Origin of the sequence: uncultured Fibrobacter sp. (genome assembly GCF_937877005.1) — a bacterium.
Taxonomy (GTDB): domain Bacteria; phylum Fibrobacterota; class Fibrobacteria; order Fibrobacterales; family Fibrobacteraceae; genus Fibrobacter.
The window spans coordinates 1-20773 of the sequence record NZ_CALEFV010000249.1 but is presented as its reverse complement, the minus strand read 5'-3'; the positions used below and the strand labels follow the sequence as shown (position 1 = coordinate 20773).

The 20773-nt window shown below is 49.6% G+C and carries 14 protein-coding genes and 1 pseudogene; 7 read left to right on the top strand and 8 right to left on the bottom strand.

What is annotated here, in order from left to right:
• From Q0628_RS10995 to Q0628_RS10965, 7 genes and pseudogenes are all read left to right on the top strand, one after another.
• Positions 1–1435, top strand: a pseudogene (locus Q0628_RS10995) (cadherin repeat domain-containing protein); the annotation flags it as partial.
• Between the two features lie 110 nt (positions 1436–1545).
• Positions 1546–4998 (top strand): AMP-binding protein, encoded by a 3453-nt coding sequence (locus Q0628_RS10990; RefSeq protein ID WP_298770974.1) that lies wholly within the window; start codon positions 1546–1548, stop codon positions 4996–4998.
• A 1-nt stretch (position 4999) separates the two neighbouring features.
• Positions 5000–5326: a stress response translation initiation inhibitor YciH gene (locus tag Q0628_RS10985; protein ID WP_298770971.1), complete on the top strand. Its 327-nt coding sequence runs from the start codon at positions 5000–5002 to the stop codon at positions 5324–5326.
• 102 nt (positions 5327–5428) lie between these two features.
• Positions 5429–6745 (top strand): FecR family protein, encoded by a 1317-nt coding sequence (locus Q0628_RS10980; RefSeq protein ID WP_298770969.1) that lies wholly within the window; start codon positions 5429–5431, stop codon positions 6743–6745.
• 95 nt (positions 6746–6840) lie between these two features.
• A complete protein-coding gene (locus Q0628_RS10975; RefSeq protein WP_298770967.1) occupies positions 6841–9849 on the top strand; it encodes a hypothetical protein in 3009 nt (1002 codons plus the stop codon).
• An 11-nt stretch (positions 9850–9860) separates the two neighbouring features.
• Positions 9861–10694 (top strand): deoxyribonuclease IV, encoded by an 834-nt coding sequence (locus Q0628_RS10970; protein ID WP_298770966.1) that lies wholly within the window; start codon positions 9861–9863, stop codon positions 10692–10694.
• Between the two features lie 78 nt (positions 10695–10772).
• Positions 10773–12497 carry a glycoside hydrolase family 9 protein gene (locus Q0628_RS10965; protein WP_298770964.1) on the top strand — a complete coding sequence of 575 codons (1725 nt, stop codon included), beginning with the start codon at positions 10773–10775 and terminating at the stop codon, positions 12495–12497.
• A gap of 34 nt (positions 12498–12531) precedes the next feature.
• Here Q0628_RS10965 and Q0628_RS10960 read toward each other — a convergent pair whose 3' ends face one another.
• From Q0628_RS10960 to Q0628_RS10925, 8 genes are all read right to left on the bottom strand, one after another.
• A complete protein-coding gene (locus Q0628_RS10960; protein ID WP_298770962.1) occupies positions 12532–13419 on the bottom strand; it encodes an ElyC/SanA/YdcF family protein in 888 nt (295 codons plus the stop codon).
• Positions 13412–13855 carry a ribosomal protein S18-alanine N-acetyltransferase gene (gene rimI, locus Q0628_RS10955; protein ID WP_298770959.1) on the bottom strand — a complete coding sequence of 148 codons (444 nt, stop codon included), beginning with the start codon at positions 13853–13855 and terminating at the stop codon, positions 13412–13414. The genes Q0628_RS10960 and rimI overlap by 8 nt, the downstream gene beginning before the upstream one ends.
• A 13-nt stretch (positions 13856–13868) precedes the next feature.
• Positions 13869–14513 (bottom strand): tRNA (adenosine(37)-N6)-threonylcarbamoyltransferase complex dimerization subunit type 1 TsaB, encoded by a 645-nt coding sequence (tsaB, locus tag Q0628_RS10950; RefSeq protein WP_298770957.1) that lies wholly within the window; start codon positions 14511–14513, stop codon positions 13869–13871.
• Between the two features lie 7 nt (positions 14514–14520).
• The gene (locus Q0628_RS10945; protein ID WP_298770955.1) at positions 14521–15555 is read right to left on the bottom strand and encodes a D-alanine--D-alanine ligase; all 1035 of its coding nucleotides are present in this window, start codon (positions 15553–15555) and stop codon (positions 14521–14523) included.
• Positions 15556–15617: 62 nt separating this feature from the next.
• Positions 15618–16652, bottom strand: a complete 1035-nt coding sequence (locus tag Q0628_RS10940) for a SufD family Fe-S cluster assembly protein (RefSeq protein WP_298770953.1) — start codon at positions 16650–16652, stop codon at positions 15618–15620.
• A 3-nt stretch (positions 16653–16655) separates the two neighbouring features.
• On the bottom strand, positions 16656–17402 hold the full coding sequence (gene sufC, locus Q0628_RS10935) for a Fe-S cluster assembly ATPase SufC (protein WP_298770951.1): 747 nt from the start codon (positions 17400–17402) through the stop codon (positions 16656–16658).
• A 9-nt stretch (positions 17403–17411) separates the two neighbouring features.
• Positions 17412–19478, bottom strand: a complete 2067-nt coding sequence (dnaG, locus tag Q0628_RS10930) for a DNA primase (protein ID WP_298770949.1) — start codon at positions 19476–19478, stop codon at positions 17412–17414.
• Between the two features lie 9 nt (positions 19479–19487).
• Positions 19488–20633 (bottom strand): DegT/DnrJ/EryC1/StrS aminotransferase family protein, encoded by a 1146-nt coding sequence (locus tag Q0628_RS10925; protein ID WP_298770946.1) that lies wholly within the window; start codon positions 20631–20633, stop codon positions 19488–19490.
• Between the last annotated feature and the right edge of the window lie 140 nt (positions 20634–20773).

Here is a 20773-nt window from a genome sequence, read left to right as displayed (position 1 = left end):
CAAGACCGACCTCAAGGGTGACGTGGTCAAGACCGCCGTTATCAATGAAAAGGGTAAGGTTGACTCGATCGAAGTCATCACGGTGAGCTACAATACCGTCATTGACGGCAAGATGGTCAAGGTTTCTTACCAGGCCGATGCCGTGACGGGTGCTGTGCTGGTTCAGGATGCCTCGGGCAATCTGATGACCGAATCCGCCGCTTCGAAGTCCGCTTCCAAGGACAAGAAGAATGGCAAGTCTTCGGATGTCGCTCGTTACCAGGTTACCTATGAATACGAAGATGCTTCTCACAATACGGTGGTCGTGACCTACGCTGTAGACGAAAAGGGCTCCATGGTGACCAATGCCGAAGGCGACAAGGGTTACACCGTGTCCTACACCTACGTGAACAAGTATGGCAATGCGGCAACTCAGTCTGTCTACATTGTGCTTGACCAGGTTGGACCGTCTGTAAAGATTCTGTCGCCTGAAGATGGTAGTGTTATTCGTTCCAATTTCGTGAACGTGGTTTGGACTGTTAACGGTGAAGAACAGGATACCCTGACGGTTCAGGGTCTTGAAAAGGGCGCTAATGTCATTGTCCGCTTCTATCGCGACAAGGCCGGTAACGAAGCTTCGGATACGGTGTTCGTTGTGATGAAGGACGGCAAGAATGTCGATATCTCTGTCGAACAGCCCGTAACCGAGATGACTCCGGAGAAGGTCGAAGAGTACTATGCCGAGAATCCGCCGGTTGAGGGTCAGACATTTGCAGTCAGTATTCGTAATCCCTCGACGGATACCGAAGTTGAAACTCTTATTGGAGGCTCCTTCAAGACTAAGAAGGGTAGCGGTGAGACTCCGTATCCTGGCGTGACGGGTGCCAAACACCTTGGCCCGACGCTTGCACTCGATGTCAAGCTCCCGTCCGTGAGTGATGTGGGTGGCCTTGCCACGATGGATGATCTGTTGAGCTCCGATGGGCTTGTCCCGCTCGATGGTGTTGATGCCGACAACAGTGAAAAGATTACTGTTGAAGAATTCGTCGATACGTACTGCGAAGACGGTTTCAAGATTACGAGCGACATGGAGAACATGAACCTGTACCGCTCCAAGATGGATGTGCATATTTGGATTTACACTTCTCTGGGTAGCTTCGTAGATTACTTCAGCTTCACGCAGGACCTGAACGATCCGACCTACCCGAACGAAGCTGGTATGCTCCAGATGTTCTTTGAAATGAAGCCTGGTAAGGACGGCAATATGCGTACCGAAGACGGTCGCCTCTATGCAACGGGCGCTTACCTGTACAAGGTTCAGGCTAAGATCCGTTCGGAACTCCGCTGCACCTTGCCGCCGGTGAAGGACGCAACGGGCAAGAAGAAGGGCGATGTGATCAAGTCTGATGACGACTTGCTGAAGCCTTTCGGTTATAAGCGTCCGCGCGAAAAGTAATCAAAAATTAATCTAAGGTCCCAGATGTCATCTGGGACCTTTTTTTTATTATGAGGACTCCCTGCGAGGGCTTGAAAAGATTATTTTTGTCCGAGACTTTGGATGTCTGTATGAAAAAAAATAAAGGCCTATTTTCTTTTTATGGCGTAGTATTTAGCCAGGTGTTTGCAACAACGGCCATTGTTTCCCTGATGGAACTGGTTCTCGGCCGACTTCGCCTCTTCAATACACATGACCCGAATTTTTTGGTGATACATCTGCTCGTTCTGCTGCCCGGAATCCTGTTGATTACGCCGGCGGGGTATTTTTCGGACAAGTATCCGAAGGAGAAACTGCTTAGGCTCCTTTCACTTCTTATGTTGCCGGTGTTTCTATTGCTTGCCGGAGGTATTTACAAGGGATGCCTTGCTCTTATATTTGTCGCTGCCGCCCTTTTCTTTGTTTTGCAGACATTCCTTTCACCAGCGAAGAATGGTTTCCTCAAAGAATTGGTTGGGGTGACCCGTCTGACATATGGTGCCGGTTGGCTCAGTATTGTGACTTTCCTGAGCCTATTTTTTGGTGCCGCAGCAACCGCGTTCGCTTTTGAATGTTACGCCGCACAGACCCTCGAGGTGCTTCCGCTGCTGTCAAGCGTTTTTCCGATTGTCATCGGGATTGCTGCTGTCGAAGTTGTGGGACTTCTTTTTTCGCTCGGGCTTCCTTCAATCGGTAGCTACGATGCCGGAATGAAGTTCCCGTGGAAACGCTACTATAATTTGGGATTTACACGCCGTAAGTTCCAGAAGGCTTGGAAGAATCGTGCGCTAAGGCAGTCCATTATCGGTCTCTCGATGTTCTGGGTCATGATATTCCTGTTGTTGTTTGTCATTCAGGAAATGTTTGGCTCCGGTTCGCTCTTCCATCAGGACAGCATGGTCAATTACGCAATTGTCGGTACATTTGTTGGCCTTGTTTTTGGATTCTACTATGCAATGCGCATGTCGAAGGACTTTATAGAGATGGGGCTTGTTCCGCTGGGAACGGCTGGAGCTGCGGTTCTTATTTTCGTGATTCCATTTATTCCGAGACCATACAATTCGATTGCCTTTGCTCTTTTGGGGGCCTGTGGAGGCCTTTATGCGCTACCGATGCTCTCCATGCTGCTTTACAATACGAAGCCCCGTTCGGCGGGACATGTTCTTTCGATTAGTAGTGCGGTACAGAACGCGTGCGTTATCGCTTTTGACCTATTGCTGGTGTTTGCTCTCAATTATTTGAGCTTCGGTCGAATGGATCTTTTCTTCATCTTGGGTATAGTCTGTGTTGCAGGAACCATTTGGGCTATTTGGGCCATGCCTCAAACCTTGCTGCGCCAGATTCTGCGATCGACACTCTCGATTCATTACAAGTTCCAGGTGACGGGGGTCGATAATATTCCGTGGGAAGGACCGGTCCTTTTGGTCGGCAACCACATTTCATATATCGACTGGGCTCTGATTCAGATGGCGAGCCCGCGGCCGATGCGTTTTGTAATCACTCGCCGTCCCTTTGAAAAATGGTATGTCAGGCTTCTTTTGAGCCAGATGAATACGATCGATTTGGATATTGCGAAACCGGAGAAAGCGATGCAGAAGGCTCATGAGGCCTTGATGCGTGGTGAGGCGGTTGTCGTGTTTCCCGAGAATGTGATGACTTCGACGGGTAATATGAATCGTTTCCGCCTGGATTATTCTTCGGCGGTTAAGGATGTCCCGAATGTAACTTTGTTGCCGTTCTATGTGCAGGGGCTTTGGGGAAGTAGCTATTCCATGGCCGAAGCGGGCTTCAAAGATCTGGTGCGTAGTGGTGGACGCATCGTGACGGTTGCTTTTGGAGAACCTTTGCCGATCGATAACGATGCGGTGCAGGTAAAGCGTGCTGTGCAGGAACTTTCTATTACGGCATGGTCTTCATTTATCCGAAAACTTCGTCCTGTCGCATCGGCGTGGATTCGTACGGCAAAGCATGTCGGTAGTGGTCCTTCGGTCTACAGTCCCGATGGCAAGCACCTATCTGGCTATTCTCTTGCTACGGCGGCACTTTCGTTTGCAAAGATTATTGATAAGCTTACTGCCGGTGAGCAACGGGTCGGTATATTGATTCCGCCCTCGGGACCGGGGATTATCGTGAACCTTGCTTGTCTAATTCGGGGACGTACGGTATACAACCTGAATTATACCAATACTCCGGAAGTCATGGACTACTGCTGCGATATTGCCGACGTGAAGACCATCATTACGGCAAAGGTCTTTGTCGAGAAGCTGAAGCAGAAGGGGTTGGATATGGACAAGCTTCTGAGCAAGTATAAAATCTATTACATGGAAGACCTCAAAGGCTTGCTTTCGAAGCGTACGCTGATCGTGAACTTTATCAGGGTGGCTTTCCTGCCAGCATGGTATCTTGAAAAGAGGTTCTTCAAGAAGGTTTCCCTGGATGACGTGGCGACGGTGATTTTCAGTTCCGGTTCAGAAGGAAACCCGAAAGGTGTGGAACTGACTCACTTCAACCTGATGGGCAATATCAAGCAGTGTGAGAGTGCGCTGAATCCATGTCACGAAGATGTATTCCTTGGTCTACTGCCGTTATTCCATGCGTTTGGTTTCTCGATTACGACCATGTTGTGTCTTGTGGAAGGAATTCCGGTTGTAACTTGCCCCGACCCGACTGATGCGAAACTTGTTGGTCGCGTGTGTGCGGAATTCAAGGTCACCTTCCTCGTGGCGACGGGCACGTTCCTGCGCATGTGGGGCATGAGCAAGCATGTGCATCCGTTGATGTTCTCGCATGTGCGCGCCATTTATGCAGGTGCAGAAAAGATCCGCGAAGATGTGCGTCAACTCTACAGAACCAAGTTCAAACTTGAAATATTCGAAGGCTTTGGTTGTACCGAAACGACGCCCGTGTCTGCCGTGAATACGAAGGATGTTCTCATGGACGACTACAAGACCGTTCTGCAGGGCAATAAGCCCGGTACCGTGGGGGCTCCGCTTCCGGGAACGCAATTCCGTATTGTTGATCCCGATACGCTCGAGGAACTCCCGGTGGGCGAGGATGGCCTGATCCTGACCGGGGGTGCCCAGATTATGAAGGGGTATCTCAAGAATCCCGAAAAGACGGCGCAGGCGATTGTCGTAATCAACGGAAAGCGTTGGTACAAGACAGGAGACAAGGGGCATGTCGACGAGGACGGCTACTTGACCATCGTGGACCGCTATAGCCGTTTCGCGAAGCTTGGCGGCGAAATGGTGAGTCTTGGTTCTGTCGATTTCAAAATTTCTGAAACGCCCTATTTTGAAGGGATTGATCATTTCACGGTTGCAGTCCCTGATGGAAGCAAGGGTGAAAAGATTGCGCTTCTGTTTGCAGGTGATATTACCGAAGATGAAGCTCGCGATCGTCTTCGCCAGGTAGGACTTCCACCGCTCATGGTGCCTTCCTATGTGGTCAAGCTTGACGACTTGCCGAAACTCGGTTCCGGTAAGTCGGACTTCCAGACCGGTAAAAAGCTCGCTATAGAAAAGTTAAACCTGAAAAAGGACTGATATGGGTATTGAGGAACGCTCTACGCTAGTATATTCGACAGGTGTCGGCCGAATCAAGGAAGAAAAAGCGAAGGCGGAACGTCCAAAGGGCGATGGTGTCGTTCGCATTCAGTTGAAGAGGCTTGGAGGTGGTAAAATGGCGAGTGTCGTGACGGGTGTTCCGCTTGACGAGGATGCTCTCAAGGAATTTGCCCGTCGCCTAAAGCAGAAGTGTGGTGTGGGCGGTTCTGTCAAGGATTTCAATATTGAAATTCAGGGTGACAAGCGCAATGTTATTAAGGCGGAACTCGAAAAAGCGGGTTTTACGGTAAAATTGTCGGGTGGTTAGCTTTTTCGCCTATTTTAGGACTTGATTTCGGTCATATGCGAAAAAAAAATATCCTTTTTTTTAAAAAAAAGGATATTTTGGTTCTATAAACAAAGAGGGCGTATGAAAGGCGAGTTTATGGATTTATCTTCAGTTGCGGCACGCCTTGCTGCTGTGCTTCTGTTCTTGCCGGCATTGACGATGTCCGCTCCGGCAGGGAAGGTCCATTACGCACTTGGTGCGGTTGACCGTAAAAAAGTAAGCCAGGAAATGTGGAAACCCCTTGCGACGGGTAAGCCTGTCTACCAGTCTGATAGTGTGCGTACAGGTGAAGAATCGACTGCCATATTCAGAATGAACGATGGTAGTTCCATTTCCATTGCCGAAAATACAGAAATTAAGCTGGCCCAGTTGCTCGTTCCCAATAATGAGGGGGGCTTTGAAACCCAGATTGATATCAAGAAGGGTAATGTCAACTTTGCTGTACAGAAACAGAAACCGAATTCGAAGTTCCGTTTTAGAACGGGAACATCGACAGCCTCGATTCGCGGCACCGAAGGATATATTGGATCTGGTGACGATGGTGGGATGTTTTTTGCGGGATTGAAGACCGGTAAACTAGATGTTGAGGGGGTTAAGCAGACCGTATCCATTGGAATGGGCGAGACCGTTTTCGGAAACGATTCCTTGGTATCTATGAAGCTTGCTTCTTCGGGTGATGCTCGCTTTGCAAAAAAGCTTCGCAAGATTCTGACAAAGAAGGATGCTTCCATTGATAATCTTGTCAAGGAAATACAGCAGGCGGATTCCTTGTTCCAGGAAGAGATTAAGAACGAATCTTCAAAGGCTGGTGCGGACAATAATGAACTTCCGACCATACAGTTTGTGGCGTATGATTCGATCCGCTGTTCGGCAAATCTCGCCATAGGTGGTATGAAGAACGATAAAGGTTCTCTCTCCGTTTTGGCTAATGGGTCGCCAGTGTTGCAAGAAAATATTTCCAAGAACAAACAGAAAAAGATAGACCTCCAGGCTGGCAAGTTTGAATATGTGGCCGTGTTGCAGGACCAGAGTGGAAATAAGGCCGAGGCGACTTCGACGATGGGGTGCTATCCGGTCAAAAGGTTCAATATCGAAATTATGGGGTCGAAGCGCGAAGTCCTGAATGTTCCGCCTCCGCCCCAGGATATGCAGGACCGAATTTCTGCAACCTTGAATTTCAAGATCAAATTGCCGGATAATGATCCTGAGAGCTTGTACAAGGTAACAGTTAAACAGAATGGAAAAGTTATATTACAGGAATCGCTTTCGCAGATCCAGAACTTGGATTACCAGATTCCCGTGGAACTGACTCGTGCCATTAACAACAAGTTCGACATTGAGGCTATTCACAAGAGTGGGTTTAGGGCGAGGGCTCAAAAAGTCTACGAGGTCCACTGATGACTGTAAGGGATTGGTTTGTTTGGTTTCTCTTTACAACAGCACTCTGTGGGAGTGCTTTTGCTGTTGATGTCCCTTCTTCGATAGGGGGGCTGGTGACAGGTGTTTTGAAAAAGGACCAGTCTCCGTTTGTTGTTTCTCAGACATTAATTGTGCCTGAAGATAGCTCCCTGACGATTGAGCCGGGCGTGGAAATTCGTTTCAAGGAAGGAACGGGTATCGATGTCCGGGGTGGAACGCTTGTTGTCGCAGGTGATGCGATGGAACCTGTCGTATTGACTTCCGAACAGGAAGAAGGTGCCTGGAACGGAATTTCGGTGACAGGCTCGCAAAAGGCCTCTTTGAATTGGGCGCTGCTGTCTAATGCAGAATATGGAGTCGCAGTTGACAATGGCATTGTTGAAATTAATAATGGCTTTATCGAGACGTCGATTCGTGCGGCTGTCTATGGTAGGCATGCCTATATTGACTTGCGCTCCGTTTATATTGGCGAGGGAAAGGGAATCGGTGTCTGGGCGGCCGAAAATGCGAATATCTCGCTGACAGGAAAAACGAATATAGCCGAAACCCGAGTCGCGCTTGCAGCGGAGGGGTCGGTAATCCGCTTGAACGATGTGGTTCTTGATAGCAATGATGTAGCCATTCTCGATTTAGGCTCGAATTCTTTTGAACAAAGCAATTTAAAGATGCAGAAGAATGGCATTGCCTTTGTCTCGGAAGAGATTCCGTTTGAAGCTACAAAAAAGATTCTTTCTGGAAACAAACAAAATGTTTCTCAAAATCTTTCTGCCTTTAGCGAATTAGTTGAAAATAAGCCGCATAATAGCTCTGCAAAGAATATAGTTCTGAAGTCTCCACGAGAAAATAAGGATACGATATGGAACGTGACAGGAAATGTTGGCCTCGCTGTGGGGTATCACCAAGTGTTCATGAGACGTAATGCAACTGGAAAGCCTTATGTTTCCGATGGAGATACGATAGAGCATGGAGAACATTACATCAACTACTTCCAGGTTCCGGGGTTCTTCCTGAACCTGAATGCAAACTTGATGATGGAATCACCAACTGGACAGACCGTTGAATTCATAACGGATATCGGGGTGGATAAGTGGCAACAGTTCCATCTTCATAATTTGCAGGCGATTTATACAGATGATATGCAGCGGATTGCATTGGGTGATGTTTTCCTAAAGGCTGGCGACATTTATTTGTCGGGAATTACTGCTTTTGGTGGTGCATACGATTTGAAATTATTCAAGAATGCCGTCATGGATCCGTTGTTTGAAGCTTCCGTATTTGTTGGAGAAACCCGCGCCCCCAAGATTATCGGAAACCGAAACAAGGATGTCTATAAGGACTATATCGAAGATGGTGAAGCGGAATCGCAGGAAATGGTTGTTGGCGGAAAAGTCCGTTGGAACATGCATCGTCGCTTTAATGGAACATTGGGCTATATCGGTAGCAAAAATTATGTAGAGGATCCTTTTTTGCGCGATGGCATGTCGTCGGACGTGAATACTGCCAATCCCCTTATTACGTCTAGGACTTTCTTTGCCGATGGAAACTGGCTGCTTTTTCCGAGTGATATCAAGCTGAATGGTCAAGTGGCTGTGGGGGTTGCCGACACAGCCAATGCGGCTCGAATTCGTGCCGTAAATTCTGTTTTTTCTGAAGCGGGTCTTGATATTTCAAATTATTCTCTGTTGAACAAACTGATGAAGAATCCTAGTTATGTTGCTAGTTTGTCGCACGAGGATCTAGAATCCATATTTGGCGAGGGTTCCCTGAAGACTCCGAAAGAAATGCGCGCCGAATTGCGCCGCTTGATTACGAAGGCTTCGCAGATTTCGAAGGAAGATGACGGAAATTCCGAGACGAGGCCTTCGCACTCGGATTTCTGGGGACACGAACACTGGTCCCTCGCTGGATCCTATGAATGGTCCAATGATAAAACTTTCATCGAAGGTTTCTTTAGATATGTCGGACGCGAATACTACAGTGCCGGTTCTCCTGATTTGCTGCAGAATACTCGTATGATCGGGGGTAACTTGAAACAAAAGATATTTGATTTCTGGAATCTTGGCTTTGGCTATACGATGAATGTGGAAAATGCGGCTGACGATGGCGACGGTTATAATATTTTTGGCATGGCCGAAGGAAGCCAGTGGGGAATGTTCTCGGGTGCAGACGATAGCTGGCTCGAGGAACACGAACAGGATGCCAATCGAACGCTCTACAATCATGATCTCTATGTGAAGAATGATTTCAAGATTAATAACTGGATTTCGCTCTCGACGAAGTACGCCGTCAATTACCGTACGCGCAGTACGGCTCAACGGTTGTATGCGAATTATTCGATAAGTTCGGGCATATATGATGATCCATGGTTTGATGTGCGTTCCGGAAAGTCGACGATGGATGTTGTCGAGGGAAACGATACCATTCAGATTGATTCAGCTCGTTGGGCTAAATATTTCGAACTTTCCGATGCAGATTACCTTGCGACCCAGTTTGATGAAAAGTTCCTGAAGCATACTTTTGAATTGGGAGCGACCTTCCTGCTTCCGAAAAATGAATTGAAGGTGGGGGGCATATGGATCTATCGTACTGATTTGTCGGAGTTTGTCCAGGATGATCTTTTAGATGGTTTTGATTTTGAAGATGAAACTTATGGAATTTTGGGATACTACTTCCATGGAAGCGACTACTTCGAAATGCGCTATCCTTTATCGTTAACGACATCACTTGAGGGCATAAAGAACATGTTCTCGATTACGCCTCGTTACAAGATCTATAATCGTAACGACATGTGCGAACTGGAATGGAACTGGAATGATCATCTTGAAGTGGACTTGTCCAAGGATTTCCTTCTCTTGACTTTGGGAACGGGGATGCGTTACAATGTCTTGAGTTATGAAATTGATTCAGAGAAGGATGTGGATCGTGAACTGGATATTGACGGATCTGTGTCGTTGCGTGTTTATCATACGAAGACGCTCTATTCGGATTGGACTTTGGGAAGTCTCTTTTATTACCGGCCGGATAGCCGTGCCGACCAGTACAAGGACTTGTATTTCATAGCGGCGCTGAATTATGATTTCTAAGAAGGACATGGATGTATATCGGGTGTCATTTATCTTCTTCTGATGGCTTCTTGGCGATGGGCGAGACCGCTCTCTCGATAGAAGCCGATACATTTCAGTTTTTTACTCGGAATCCGCGCGGAGGGGCTGCTAAGCCCTTTGATAAGGAGGATGCAGCAAAGCTTGTCAACTTGCTTGAGACAAACCATTTTGGTCCTATACTCGCTCATGCTCCGTATACGCTCAATGCGTGTTCTGAGGATGAAGGCCTGCGGCAGTATGCCGTTGATGTGATGAAGGATGACCTTTATCGTATGGATCATTTTCCAAAGGCTATGTATAACTTTCATCCGGGCAGTCATGTAAAGCAAGGGGTCGAAATCGGAATAGAATTGATTGCGAAGGCACTGAACGACATTCTGACCCCGCAGCTGAAGACTACTGTCCTGCTGGAAACGATGGCGGGAAAGGGATCCGAAGTTGGACGGACTTTCGAAGAACTTCGCTCCATTATAGACCGTGTCGAACTTTCGGACAAATTGGGAGTCTGTCTGGATACCTGTCACGTCTTTGACGGTGGGTATGATATTGTAGATCATCTGGACGATGTCCTTGCCGATTTCGACAAGGTGGTGGGCCTGAATCGCCTGAAGGCGATTCATTTGAATGACAGCAAGAACCCCATGGGTAGTCACAAAGACCGTCATGAGGTCCTGGGGGGTGGATTTATCGGTCTGGAAGCCCTATTGCGCGTAGTGAACCACCCCTATTTGCGAAATTTACCGTTTTATCTGGAAACTCCGAATGAATTACCGGGGTATGCGACGGAAATTGCGATTGTGCGGAAAAGCGTTCGTTCGTGGTAACCACCTGCGGTTTCCTGTGTATACAGGTGCCCCTAAATAATTATCCCGAAATGGCCCCAGAAAAGCTATTCTTGTGACATGAAAATTCCTGTCCGCTACAACCATGTGGGGTATGCTCCCGCTGCCGCTAAAATCTTTTTTGTGAATCCTGCAGAATTGGCTGTTCAGGGGCTCGGTACAGGGGATTGTCTTTTCCGGATCGTTGGAGAATCTTCAGAAATATTTTATGAGGGGTCTCTCAAGACTGGATCCATGGGACATCAGGGCGTTTGTGAATATACGGGCGAGCAACTTTGGTCGGGAAACTTTACGGAATTGAACATCGAAGGAAAATACCGTATTCAGCTGTGGCTCCGAGGGGCTCCGAATTCTACGGAAAGAAAAATTTTTGAATCGGAACTTTTTGAAATTTCCAACGCCTGGCTTGAGCGGCAGTTGCACGCGAACATCAAGTCTTTTTTTTATCAGCGTAGTGGTGTTGAGTTACCAGCAGAATTTGCAGGAAAGTGGGCACGCCCAGCGGCGCATTTTGACAATTGCATAGGTTTTCACCGGATGATGGAACGCGAGGGTACATGGGATGCGCACGGTGGCTGGTACGACGCAGGCGATTATGGTAAGTATATTGTGAACGGAGGTGTCTCGGTCGCATCGCTTTTGCTTGCCTGCGAACTTTCCGAAGAGTCCAAGAATTCCCCTGCATGGAAAGCGGTTCATGGCGGTGGAACGTTTGACTTGCCATATGGTCTGGAGGATGAAGTTCGCTTTGAACTTGAATTTTTCCTGCGCATGCAGGATAACGACGGTGGCGTATTTTTTAAGGTCACTCCCGAACATTGGGATGGATTTGTCTCACCTCGTGATTCAGACTTGTTGCAGAAACGCATGGTTCTCGGCAAGTCGACCACATCGACTTTGAATTTTGCGGGTGCTATGGCCGGTGCGGCTCATGTATATCGTGCCAGTGATCCTGACTTTGCGAATCAGTGCTTGCAGTCTGCGTTGAGGGCGTATCGTTGGGCGGCGGAACGCCCATTCGTGGATTGGCCGCACAATACCGAAGGCAGCGGCGGCTACGGCGATGAGCATGCCGAAGATGAATTTTTTTGGGCTCGCGCCATGCTGTATCGTGAATTATTGGCGACAGGGAATGATGACGAGGCTCGTTTTGTGGATGCCCTTCGCGTGCTGCTAGCCAAGGATATGATGACGCTTTCGCCCAAGTTGGGCCTTGACTGGCGAGATACTCAAAACCTGGGCTGGATTGCGCTTGCGTTGCAGAATGTTGATATGGATTTGCAATCCCGTGCCCGTAAGGCGCTCGAAAGTGCTGCTGAGGCGGTCATCAATTTGCAGAAAAAGGATGCCTACGGGATATCCTTGCAAAAGTTTATTTGGGGAAGCAATGGTGAAATTGCAAACCATGCGCTCACTCTTGCTATCGTGAAACTCTGGAAACCCGAATTGAATGGAGAATCCCTCGACTTTTGGTGCAGAGAAGCGCTGAACTTTATTTATGGCCGTAATCCTGTCGATACGAGTTTTGTGACGGGTTCCGCATGGAGTTCGCCGCGGTTCCCGCATCACCGATTGAGTCATTCAGACGGAGTGCCGGATCCGATTCCGGGTCTTTTGGTGGGCGGTCTTAACAATGACCGTCAGGATATGCACCGTGCTCCGCATTATCCCGGAATTCTTCCCGGTTTTGCCTATACCGACGAGCGTTGTTCCTTTGCGAGTAACGAGACTGCAATAAACTGGAATGCTCCCTTGACGGCGGTTCTTGCTTTACTTTGTGCGTGATTACGCGACTTTGTGGTGAGTTTGTGGAGTAAGGTCAGGGCTTTGTCTTGACCGTGTCCTTTATTTCAGCCTTGGGAGTTGCTGTCGTGTCGTTGGCGGAGGATCCCCTTGCGACGGAGTCCTTGAGAGTCAAGTCCTTCGCTGTCGTATCGTCGTTAGTCTTGTCCAAGGTTTCCTGCACTTTGGGTAGTAGCGATTGCAAGTCAACGACGGGATTTTTCTGTGATTCGAACTCGCGTGCCGAAATGATAGGCTTGTAGTAGAAGGAGTCTTGCGCAGTCAAGTTGCCTGCAGGCAAAAGATCAATGTACGAAACGGCCAGGGCTGCCCAGCCGCGTAGCCATTCCTTGCGTGTTTCGCGGTTGGAATACCAGTATTCCGCATTGTAGCGGAAATGGTGGATGTCCTTGGTGACATAGACGGGCTTTTCGCCCGAAAGAGTCTTGAAAATTCGCTTGGCGCGTTTCGTTGCGGCTGCAGATGTCAGAAGCAGGACGGTGTCGGCATTGTGTTTTTTTAACCAGGGAATGATGGTGTAGGCTTCGCCAATGGTCGACGGATCATCGTGTTGAGCGACAAAGACTGCGTTGCTGTCAAAGTCGCCTAGTTTCATGAAATCGTCCAAATAGAATTCCGCATTGCTGTGGTTGCGAAAATTACGTCTGCCTAGAATCAGTACGGAGTCGGCCTTGCCGCTTGCGAACCATTCCGCGGCATAGTCGCTGCGTTCCATATCTGCGGATTGTCCGTCTAGAATGACGACCCAGTTGACGTGATCTATGTTGTCATCGCTGACGAGCCAGTGACCGCTTTGTGTCATGATCAGGTAGAACGCGATGACGGAAAGGACTGCGGCTGCTGCAATGGCACTAAGCACAACGCGCTTGTGCTTCATCTGTTTCTTGGTCGGTAGTTTAGACATTTAGAACTCCTTCGGGGCGGTATAGAAACGCATTCTCGCCGTCGGTGTAGTATTTCTTGCGGGTTGCGAATTGGCTGAAACCATGAGATTCGTAAAAACGTCGGGCGTTGAGATTGCCTTCGCGGACTTCCAGAAAACAGCAGTCGCCATTCTGCAAACTGAGTCTTGCAAGACCATCTAGCAATAGAGATTTTCCTATTCCCTTTTTCTGAGCGCCTTTGCTCACGGCAATCGAGAGCAGCTCCGAGTCGGCTCCTAAAAGATGAAATACGGCATAGCCAACGATATTGCCCGATTCTTCGTAAACGGAAGCGTAGGTGTAGCTTGCCTTAAGTTCCTGTTCGTATTGACGCGAATTCCATTCCTGAAAGCGCAGAGATTCCTGTATTCGCAGTACGGCGGGAATATCGGCAACTTGCATCGGGCGGACGGGCATTTTTTTGCTCCCGTCAATGCAGCTTTTCGAAATACGAAGGCTGAATGTAGTTGGCTTCTTGTGTTAGGCTTGGAGAAACCTTGTCAAAAAGAATTTGCCAGCGGGAAAGAGGCTGCCCTTTTTCGTTGATGGTCTCGATGCCGGAACTTGCGATGTAGGCCGATAGGGCTTCGTCGCCGATGATAGCGTCGTCGATAACGAGGGTGTCTATTTTTTGATTCTGCAGGCGGCGGAGGACTTCGTCGGTTTCGATAAAGAGCTCGGTCGGGGCTTTGCCAGATTCGCGCATGTACCAGAAACCCTTACGGGCCCGTACGATGACGCCTGCGTTCTCGGGAATGGGAGCGAAACAGGCGAGGGCTTGTAAGGTCGATACTCCGTAGAGCTTGCGTTTGCCGCTGAAGCAGAGCCCTTCGCAAAAAGCGACGCCCGTACGTAGCCCGCTGAAGGAGCCCGGGCCGAGCGTTACCATGACACGCGTGATGTCGTCTAGGGATGCTCCCGCCTTTTCTAGCAGGGCGTCAAGCAGTGCCGAAGCTGTTTCCCCGCGGGCCGATTCGTCTACCGTTTCTAGGTAACGGGGATCGGCTTCGCCGGTCTGCAGCAGGGCCATCGAAATCCCTTTGCGCGATGTATCTACAAAGAGGTCAAAGTTCATGCATGACCTAGCGCTTGATGTAAAGGCTCTTGTCGATGATGAGGTCGATCAACTGACTGTAGGTAATGCCGATGCTTGCGGCTTCGGCAGGGAGAATCGAGGTCGGAGTCATACCCGGGAGAGTGTTTGTCTCGATGGCGAACAGTTGCTTGTCCTTGGTGATGCGTACATCGGTGCGGCTGTAGCCCGAACCACCGATGGCATAGTGAGCGTTTTTCACGAGTTCCTGGATGCGGGCTGTCAGATCGGGTTCGAATTCAGCCGGGGTGACTTCCTTGCATTCGCCGTTGTACTTGGCTTCAAAGTCAAAGTATTCGCGCGTGGTCATGCGCATTTCGGTCGGCGGAAGCGGCTTTTCGCCTTCGATGTAGCCGCAGCTTGCTTCTTCGCCGGCAATGAATTTTTCGCAGAGCAGACGGTTAGAATCCTTGAATAGATCCTGAACAATCTTGCCCGCTTCGTCAATGTCCTTTGCAATTCCGATACCAATGGATGATCCGCCCAGCGGATCCTTGATGACGAGCGGGTAACCGAGTTCATCGGCTACGGACACGAGCGTATCTCCGTTAAAGTCGTGTTTCCAGATGACGCGGTACGGAGGAGTAGGAATGCCGTTTGCCTTGTAAATTTCCTTGGTCTTGACCTTGTCCATGGCGAGGGCCGATGCAAGGAGGCCGCAACCAGTGTAGGGAATGCCCCAGTTCTCGAGCATGGCCTGGATGTGGCCATCTTCGCCCCATTTGCCATGCAGGGCGAGGAATGCGATGTCGGCATCCGGGAGTTCAGAAAGGGCAGGAGACTTCTTGCTGTTGGCTGCAGCACCTTCGAGTCCACGGAAATAATTGACCGAGAAGTTGTCCTTCTGGTATGGGGAAAGTTCACGCGAGGACCAGTGCCAAGTCCCGTCCTTGTCGATGAGTACGGGGTGGATGTTGTAACGGTCCGGATTCATGGCGCGCACCACACCGGTGCCGCTGACGACAGAAACATCATGTTCGGTGGACGGACCACCCATTAAAACGAGAACGCGCATACGTGCCATAATAAACCTCTTGAAAAAATCTTACAGACACAATGTAGCAAGATTGTGCTAAAACGGCTCGGCTAGATTGTTTGTAACAGGCGCTTTTTCGCGGGTCCCTCGGGGAGGGGCATGAAGAGTTCCTTCGCGAAGGATCTCGTGAGCATTTCGCGTGCTGTCGTTTGCGGAATGCCTCGGCTGGTTAGGTAAAACATCTGATCCTTATCGAGTTCGCCTACGGTGTTGCCGTGCGTACATTCGACATCGTCGTGGTAGATTTTTAGTACGGGCTTTACTGAAATACGGCCGCCTTCGTTTAATAAAATTGTGTTGACAAGCTGGTTTGAATAGACCTTGCTGCAGTTATGGCCGACTTCCACTTGTCCATCGTAACTGGCGTAGGCGTTTTGATCGAGCAGGTTGCGGACGAACTGTGTACTGGTCGTTTCGGGAGCGTTGTGGAGAATCGTAATCCTTTGGTGCTTGGAGGCGTCTCCTTTCAGAATGTTGAGGCTACGATAGTCGAAATTCGCTCTTTCTCCGTTTAGTTCGCAGCGAATGCTGATGCGCCCTGTTCCGGAGTCCTTCAGGATGTTGGCGAAACGGACCGTAGTATTTGCCGCCTGCTTAATGTTGAAGTGTCTGAATGTCAGCGAAAGTTCGTTAGCGGGGTTTGCAAAGAATATCTCAAGCTCGGCGTTTTCCTCGACTTCGATATCAAAGCGCTCGGCGGTGATTTCGTGTGTGACTTTGTTGTCGAGAATTTCGAGCGAAACCTTTGCTCCTTTGCGAATTACGAATAAACTATGGCCGAAGTCATCGCGACTTTTAACGATTCCCATTTCGGTCGAATTCTCTTCGAAGACCTTCTTCATGAGCGGAGCGGACTTTGCTATGGGAAGGAGTGCTGCTATATCGGTTTCATTTGCGATGCCGAAAATGTCCTGATTGTCCTTTGGATATTCAGAGCTTAAATGATTGCAAGCTTCGCTACTCCAGAAGTCCGGAATCTTGTTGACCGGGAAAAATGTCCAAAGTTCGTTACTCTTGCATGGCATGCCGAGTGCCTGGATGCGCTTCCATGCGGCCTGCGATAGGGGGGTGGTCTCGTAACTCATGTCCTAATTTTCCTTGATCCAGTCGTAGCCCTGTTCTTCGAGTTTGAGAGCCAGTTCAGGACCGCCTGTCAAGATGATTCTGCCGTGACGAAGAACATGTACGTAAGTCGGCTTGATGTAGTCCAGAAGCCTCTGATAGTGTGTTACGAGAATGACAGCTTTTTCGGGGCTCATAATCTGATTGATACCGTGGGCAACGATGCGGAGCGCATCAATATCTAGGCCCGAGTCCGTTTCGTCCAGGAAAGAAACCTTGGGATCGAGAATGGCCATCTGCAGGATTTCGTTCCTCTTCTTTTCTCCGCCGCTAAAACCATCGTTCACTCCACGATCACGGTAACGATCGTCCATTTCAAGCATTGCCATTTTGTCTTCGCAGAGCTTCTTGAAGTCGACATCGCTAATCGGTTCTTGTCCGAGATAGGAACGCTTGGAGTTAAGGGCCATTTGGAGAAATTCTACGTTGTTTACGCCTGGAATTTCGGTCGGATACTGCGTGCTGATGAATAGGCCTGAGTTCGCACGGTCGCTGATATCCATCGAGAGCAGGTCCTTTCCATTGAGCGTGACAGATCCGTCATTTACTGTATAGGCAGGGTGACCTGCGATAACCTTGGAAAGCGTACTTTTACCTGAACCGTTCGGACCCATGATGGCGTGGACTTCGCCTGGCTTGACATCCAGGTTGATTCCCTTTAGAATCTGTGTTCCGTCTTCGATACTCGCTTTAAGGTTTTTGATGGATAGCATAAATCCTCTCTAGTAATCGCTGGGGTAAAGGTCGTTTGAGTTGTCGTCAAAATTTTCATCGGTACCGTAGGAGTATTCCTCGTCATCGGCCAAAGGCGGGGGATCGAATCCTTCGGACGGATTTTCGTTTATAGGAATCTCGGTATAGGTTGCCTGGACAGGTGTTTCGCCACTTGGAATGGCTGCCTGGAATTGCATTAGCGGAATGCGGCTGCGGACAACCTGGTCCGCAAATGCGTCGATGTTGATCTTTTCTGCGTTAAAAAGGTTGTTGAGTTTCTGCATGCCCTGTGTAAATTTGGACATCTGCATGCGGATGTTGACTGCCTCGTTGCTTTCTAGCGGAATCATGCGCTTTTGTCTGTCGCAAAGCTTCGTTGAAAGAACTGAGAGTGTCTGATAGAATTCTACAATTTCCTGGGGTGGTTTCCATTTCTCTTCGGGGAGGCCTTCCAGGAAAAGTCGCAGAGTGGGCGAGACATTTTCATACATCAGCTGAGGTGAGACGGCTCCGGTTTCGGCGTATAGAGCAATTGCTGAATTCACGAATTCCTCGACGACGGCCGATTCGAACATGCGGATGCCGCTTGCAGCCCAGTCCATGTCGAAATATTCCAGAGCACGGTCCATGAGCGTCGGATTTCTAAGTACGAGGTTCGCGAAGCGTATTTCCATGGGTGGGATGGCTGCCCAGTCTAGGTTGGCTTCCTGCTCCAGCTGCGGAATCGTTTCGGGGGTGGCTCCGTTTGCGTTCTGGGGACGATGTTCTGTAAATTTTTTCTGAGGCTTTAGGGGCTTTACTTGTGCCAATGACCGGTCGGTGTTGAATCGTTCCGAAATCAACTTTACATACTGGTTGCGCAGTTCGTGGTCAGGAATGCTCTTAACCAATGCCTTGGTAAAATTGATGAGCTTGGCACGGTCTTCGGGACTTTCCATGTCGCGAATTCGCATTAAGTACGAAAGCCAATCTTCCGCTCCTTTGAGCGCTTCTCTAAAGGCTTCCGCTCCGCGTTCGTTGACAAAGTTGTCCGGGTCGATCTTGGTGCCATCGGGGCGCGAAAGGGCGAAAACCCTTGGTGCAATTCCTTTGGGCAACACTACCTGGAGACTGTTGAATGTGGCTTTTCTTCCGGCATCGTCTCCGTCAAAAACGAGGTAGGCTTTTTCGGCGTATCGGGCGAGAATGCTGGCGTGCGTTTCGGTAAGGGCAGTTCCGCAAGCGGCGACAACGTTGGTGACTCCGCTCTGGAAGAGGCTTATCATATCGAAATAGCCTTCTACGACAATGACGGAGCGTTCCTTGGCGATGCTTTGGCGGCTTTGGTGAAGTCCGTAAAGAATGTCGCTCTTGTGGTACATGGGCGATTCAGGGCTGTTCATGTACTTTGCGCGCTTGATGTCCTTGTTCTCGCTCAGATCGCGTCCGCCGAAGGCGACAATGGCTCCCGTGAGATTCTGGATGGCTATCATCAGACGGTCGCGGAACTTGTCCGAAATGCCGCCATTCTCTTTCTGGACTGCGAGTCCCGCCTTGACGCAGTCGAGCGGCGAAAAGCCGTTCTTTGCGGCGTAACCGATAAATCCTTCGCGGCCTTCGGGAGCATAACCGATATGGAATAGCTTACGAGTTTCGTCGGTGATATGACGGCTCGAAAGATATTGTAGCGCCTTGGGCGAAAGAGCCAGCTGCTGTTCGAACCATTCGCAGGCCAGTTCGTTCAGTTGCCGAACCATCGTGCGTTCTTCGTCCTGCTCGCTATTTTCGGGCCCGCTGAGCTTTGGAAGCGGAAATCCGATAAAGTTTGCAACCCATTCCACGGCATCCTTGAATCCGAGTTTTTCGTGTTCCTGTACGAACTTGAAGACATCACCCGCGGCACCACAAGCGAAGCACTTGTAGATGCCTAGGCTCGGGTTCACGTTCATCGATGGACTGCGGTCGTCATGGAATGGGCAGACTCCAAGATAGCGCCCGTTGCCCGAACGTTTCAGCGGTACAAAGTTTTCAATAACCAATGCGATGTCCGCATGGGCTTTGAGCTGTTGAATGATGTCGTTTGAGTAGAACGCCACGCGCCAAATTTAGAAATTTAGTTTCTCGATGACATCCCGGACATCGGTAAAGGCGCATACGGGCAGGCTCAATACACGCTTGCAGGCCCATTCCGCTGTGGAAAAAGACGATTCTGTCCCTAGGTTGTGTTTTCCTACCGCATGACAAAAACAGGCCTGCTTGTGCAGTGGCGATGGATAATGGATGCAATAGGGAATTTCTATTGCCTTGAGTTTTTCGATGAATGCGTTGCGGTCTTCGGCAAGGATGGTATACTGGGCGTAGGTGCTTTCGTTTCCTGTTGCAAGTTTTTGCGGATAAATTCTCTTCCCTTCGGGGATGGTCCTACTGTAGCTTTCGAAGTAGGCATCGTAAAGAGCAGCGTTACGGCGTCTTGTCGCTAGTTCTTCGTCGAGGTGTCTCAGCTTGACGCGCAGTACCGCGGCTTGCAACGCGTCAAGGCGGCTGTTCAGGCCGACGACCTGATGGTCGTAGCGACCCACGCTTCCGTGGTTCGCGATGATGCGCGCCTTTTGGGCGAGCGCCTCGTTGGCCGTGAACACCGCACCGCCGTCACCGTAGCAACCGAGTGGCTTGGCCGGGTAAAAGCTTGTAATCGAGATGTCGCCCAGAGTGCATGCTTTCTGGATAAAGTTTTCCTTGTGGACTGTTGCGCCGAAAGCCTGGGCGGCGTCTTCTATGATCCACAGTCCGTGGCGGTCGGCGATTTCGCGGAGCTCCCTGAACGGGGCGCACTGCCCGAACAGGTCTACGGCAATGATTCCCTTGGTGTCCTTGTCGATCATTTTTTCGACGCATTCGGGGTCGATCTGGAGTGAAATTCTGTCGATATCGGCAAATTTCGGAATTCCGCCTAAAAGAGCGACGCACTCCGCCGGTGCGATAAAAGTGAAGTCGGGGACGATGACCGAGTCTCCCGGTTTGAGCCCGAGCGTCATCAGGGCTATTGTCAGGGCGTCGGTCCCGCTTGCGCAGGTCACGGTGTGTGTGGCGATTCCTGTTCCATGGCTCAGGTACGCCGAAAGGTCCCTTTCCAGGGCGTCCACCTCCGGTCCGCCGATAAAACAGCCGCTATCCAGGACCGATTTTTCGGCTTTTTCGAGTTCAAAACGGTATTTTTCGCGCTGTCCGGCAAGATTTACGAACGGAATCATGCGGCCAAAAATAGAAAAATTTGGGTACCCCTTGAAATTTTGAAATTATTTACTAACTTTGAGCCAACATTTTTAAGTAGGTTTTACCCGGAGATAATAAGGTGCCTCAACACAAATCTTGCAAAAAGCGTCTGCTTCAG

What these genes read in the sequence shown, in the direction of transcription:
- Q0628_RS10990 (WP_298770974.1), top strand. Translation starts at nt 1,546, where the DNA reads ATGAAAAAAAATAAAGGCCTATTTTCTTTTTATGGCGTAGTATTTAGC.
- sufC (WP_298770951.1), bottom strand. Translation starts at nt 17,402, where the DNA reads ATGCTATCCATCAAAAACCTTAAAGCGAGTATCGAAGACGGAACACAG.
- Q0628_RS10940 (WP_298770953.1), bottom strand. Translation starts at nt 16,652, where the DNA reads ATGAGTTACGAGACCACCCCCCTATCGCAGGCCGCATGGAAGCGCATC.
- tsaB (WP_298770957.1), bottom strand. Translation starts at nt 14,513, where the DNA reads ATGAACTTTGACCTCTTTGTAGATACATCGCGCAAAGGGATTTCGATG.
- rimI (WP_298770959.1), bottom strand. Translation starts at nt 13,855, where the DNA reads ATGCCCGTCCGCCCGATGCAAGTTGCCGATATTCCCGCCGTACTGCGA.
- Q0628_RS10925 (WP_298770946.1), bottom strand. Translation starts at nt 20,633, where the DNA reads ATGATTCCGTTCGTAAATCTTGCCGGACAGCGCGAAAAATACCGTTTT.
- Q0628_RS10960 (WP_298770962.1), bottom strand. Translation starts at nt 13,419, where the DNA reads ATGTCTAAACTACCGACCAAGAAACAGATGAAGCACAAGCGCGTTGTG.
- Q0628_RS10980 (WP_298770969.1), top strand. Translation starts at nt 5,429, where the DNA reads ATGAAAGGCGAGTTTATGGATTTATCTTCAGTTGCGGCACGCCTTGCT.
- Q0628_RS10945 (WP_298770955.1), bottom strand. Translation starts at nt 15,555, where the DNA reads ATGGCACGTATGCGCGTTCTCGTTTTAATGGGTGGTCCGTCCACCGAA.
- Q0628_RS10985 (WP_298770971.1), top strand. Translation starts at nt 5,000, where the DNA reads ATGGGTATTGAGGAACGCTCTACGCTAGTATATTCGACAGGTGTCGGC.
- Q0628_RS10965 (WP_298770964.1), top strand. Translation starts at nt 10,773, where the DNA reads ATGAAAATTCCTGTCCGCTACAACCATGTGGGGTATGCTCCCGCTGCC.
- Q0628_RS10970 (WP_298770966.1), top strand. Translation starts at nt 9,861, where the DNA reads ATGTATATCGGGTGTCATTTATCTTCTTCTGATGGCTTCTTGGCGATG.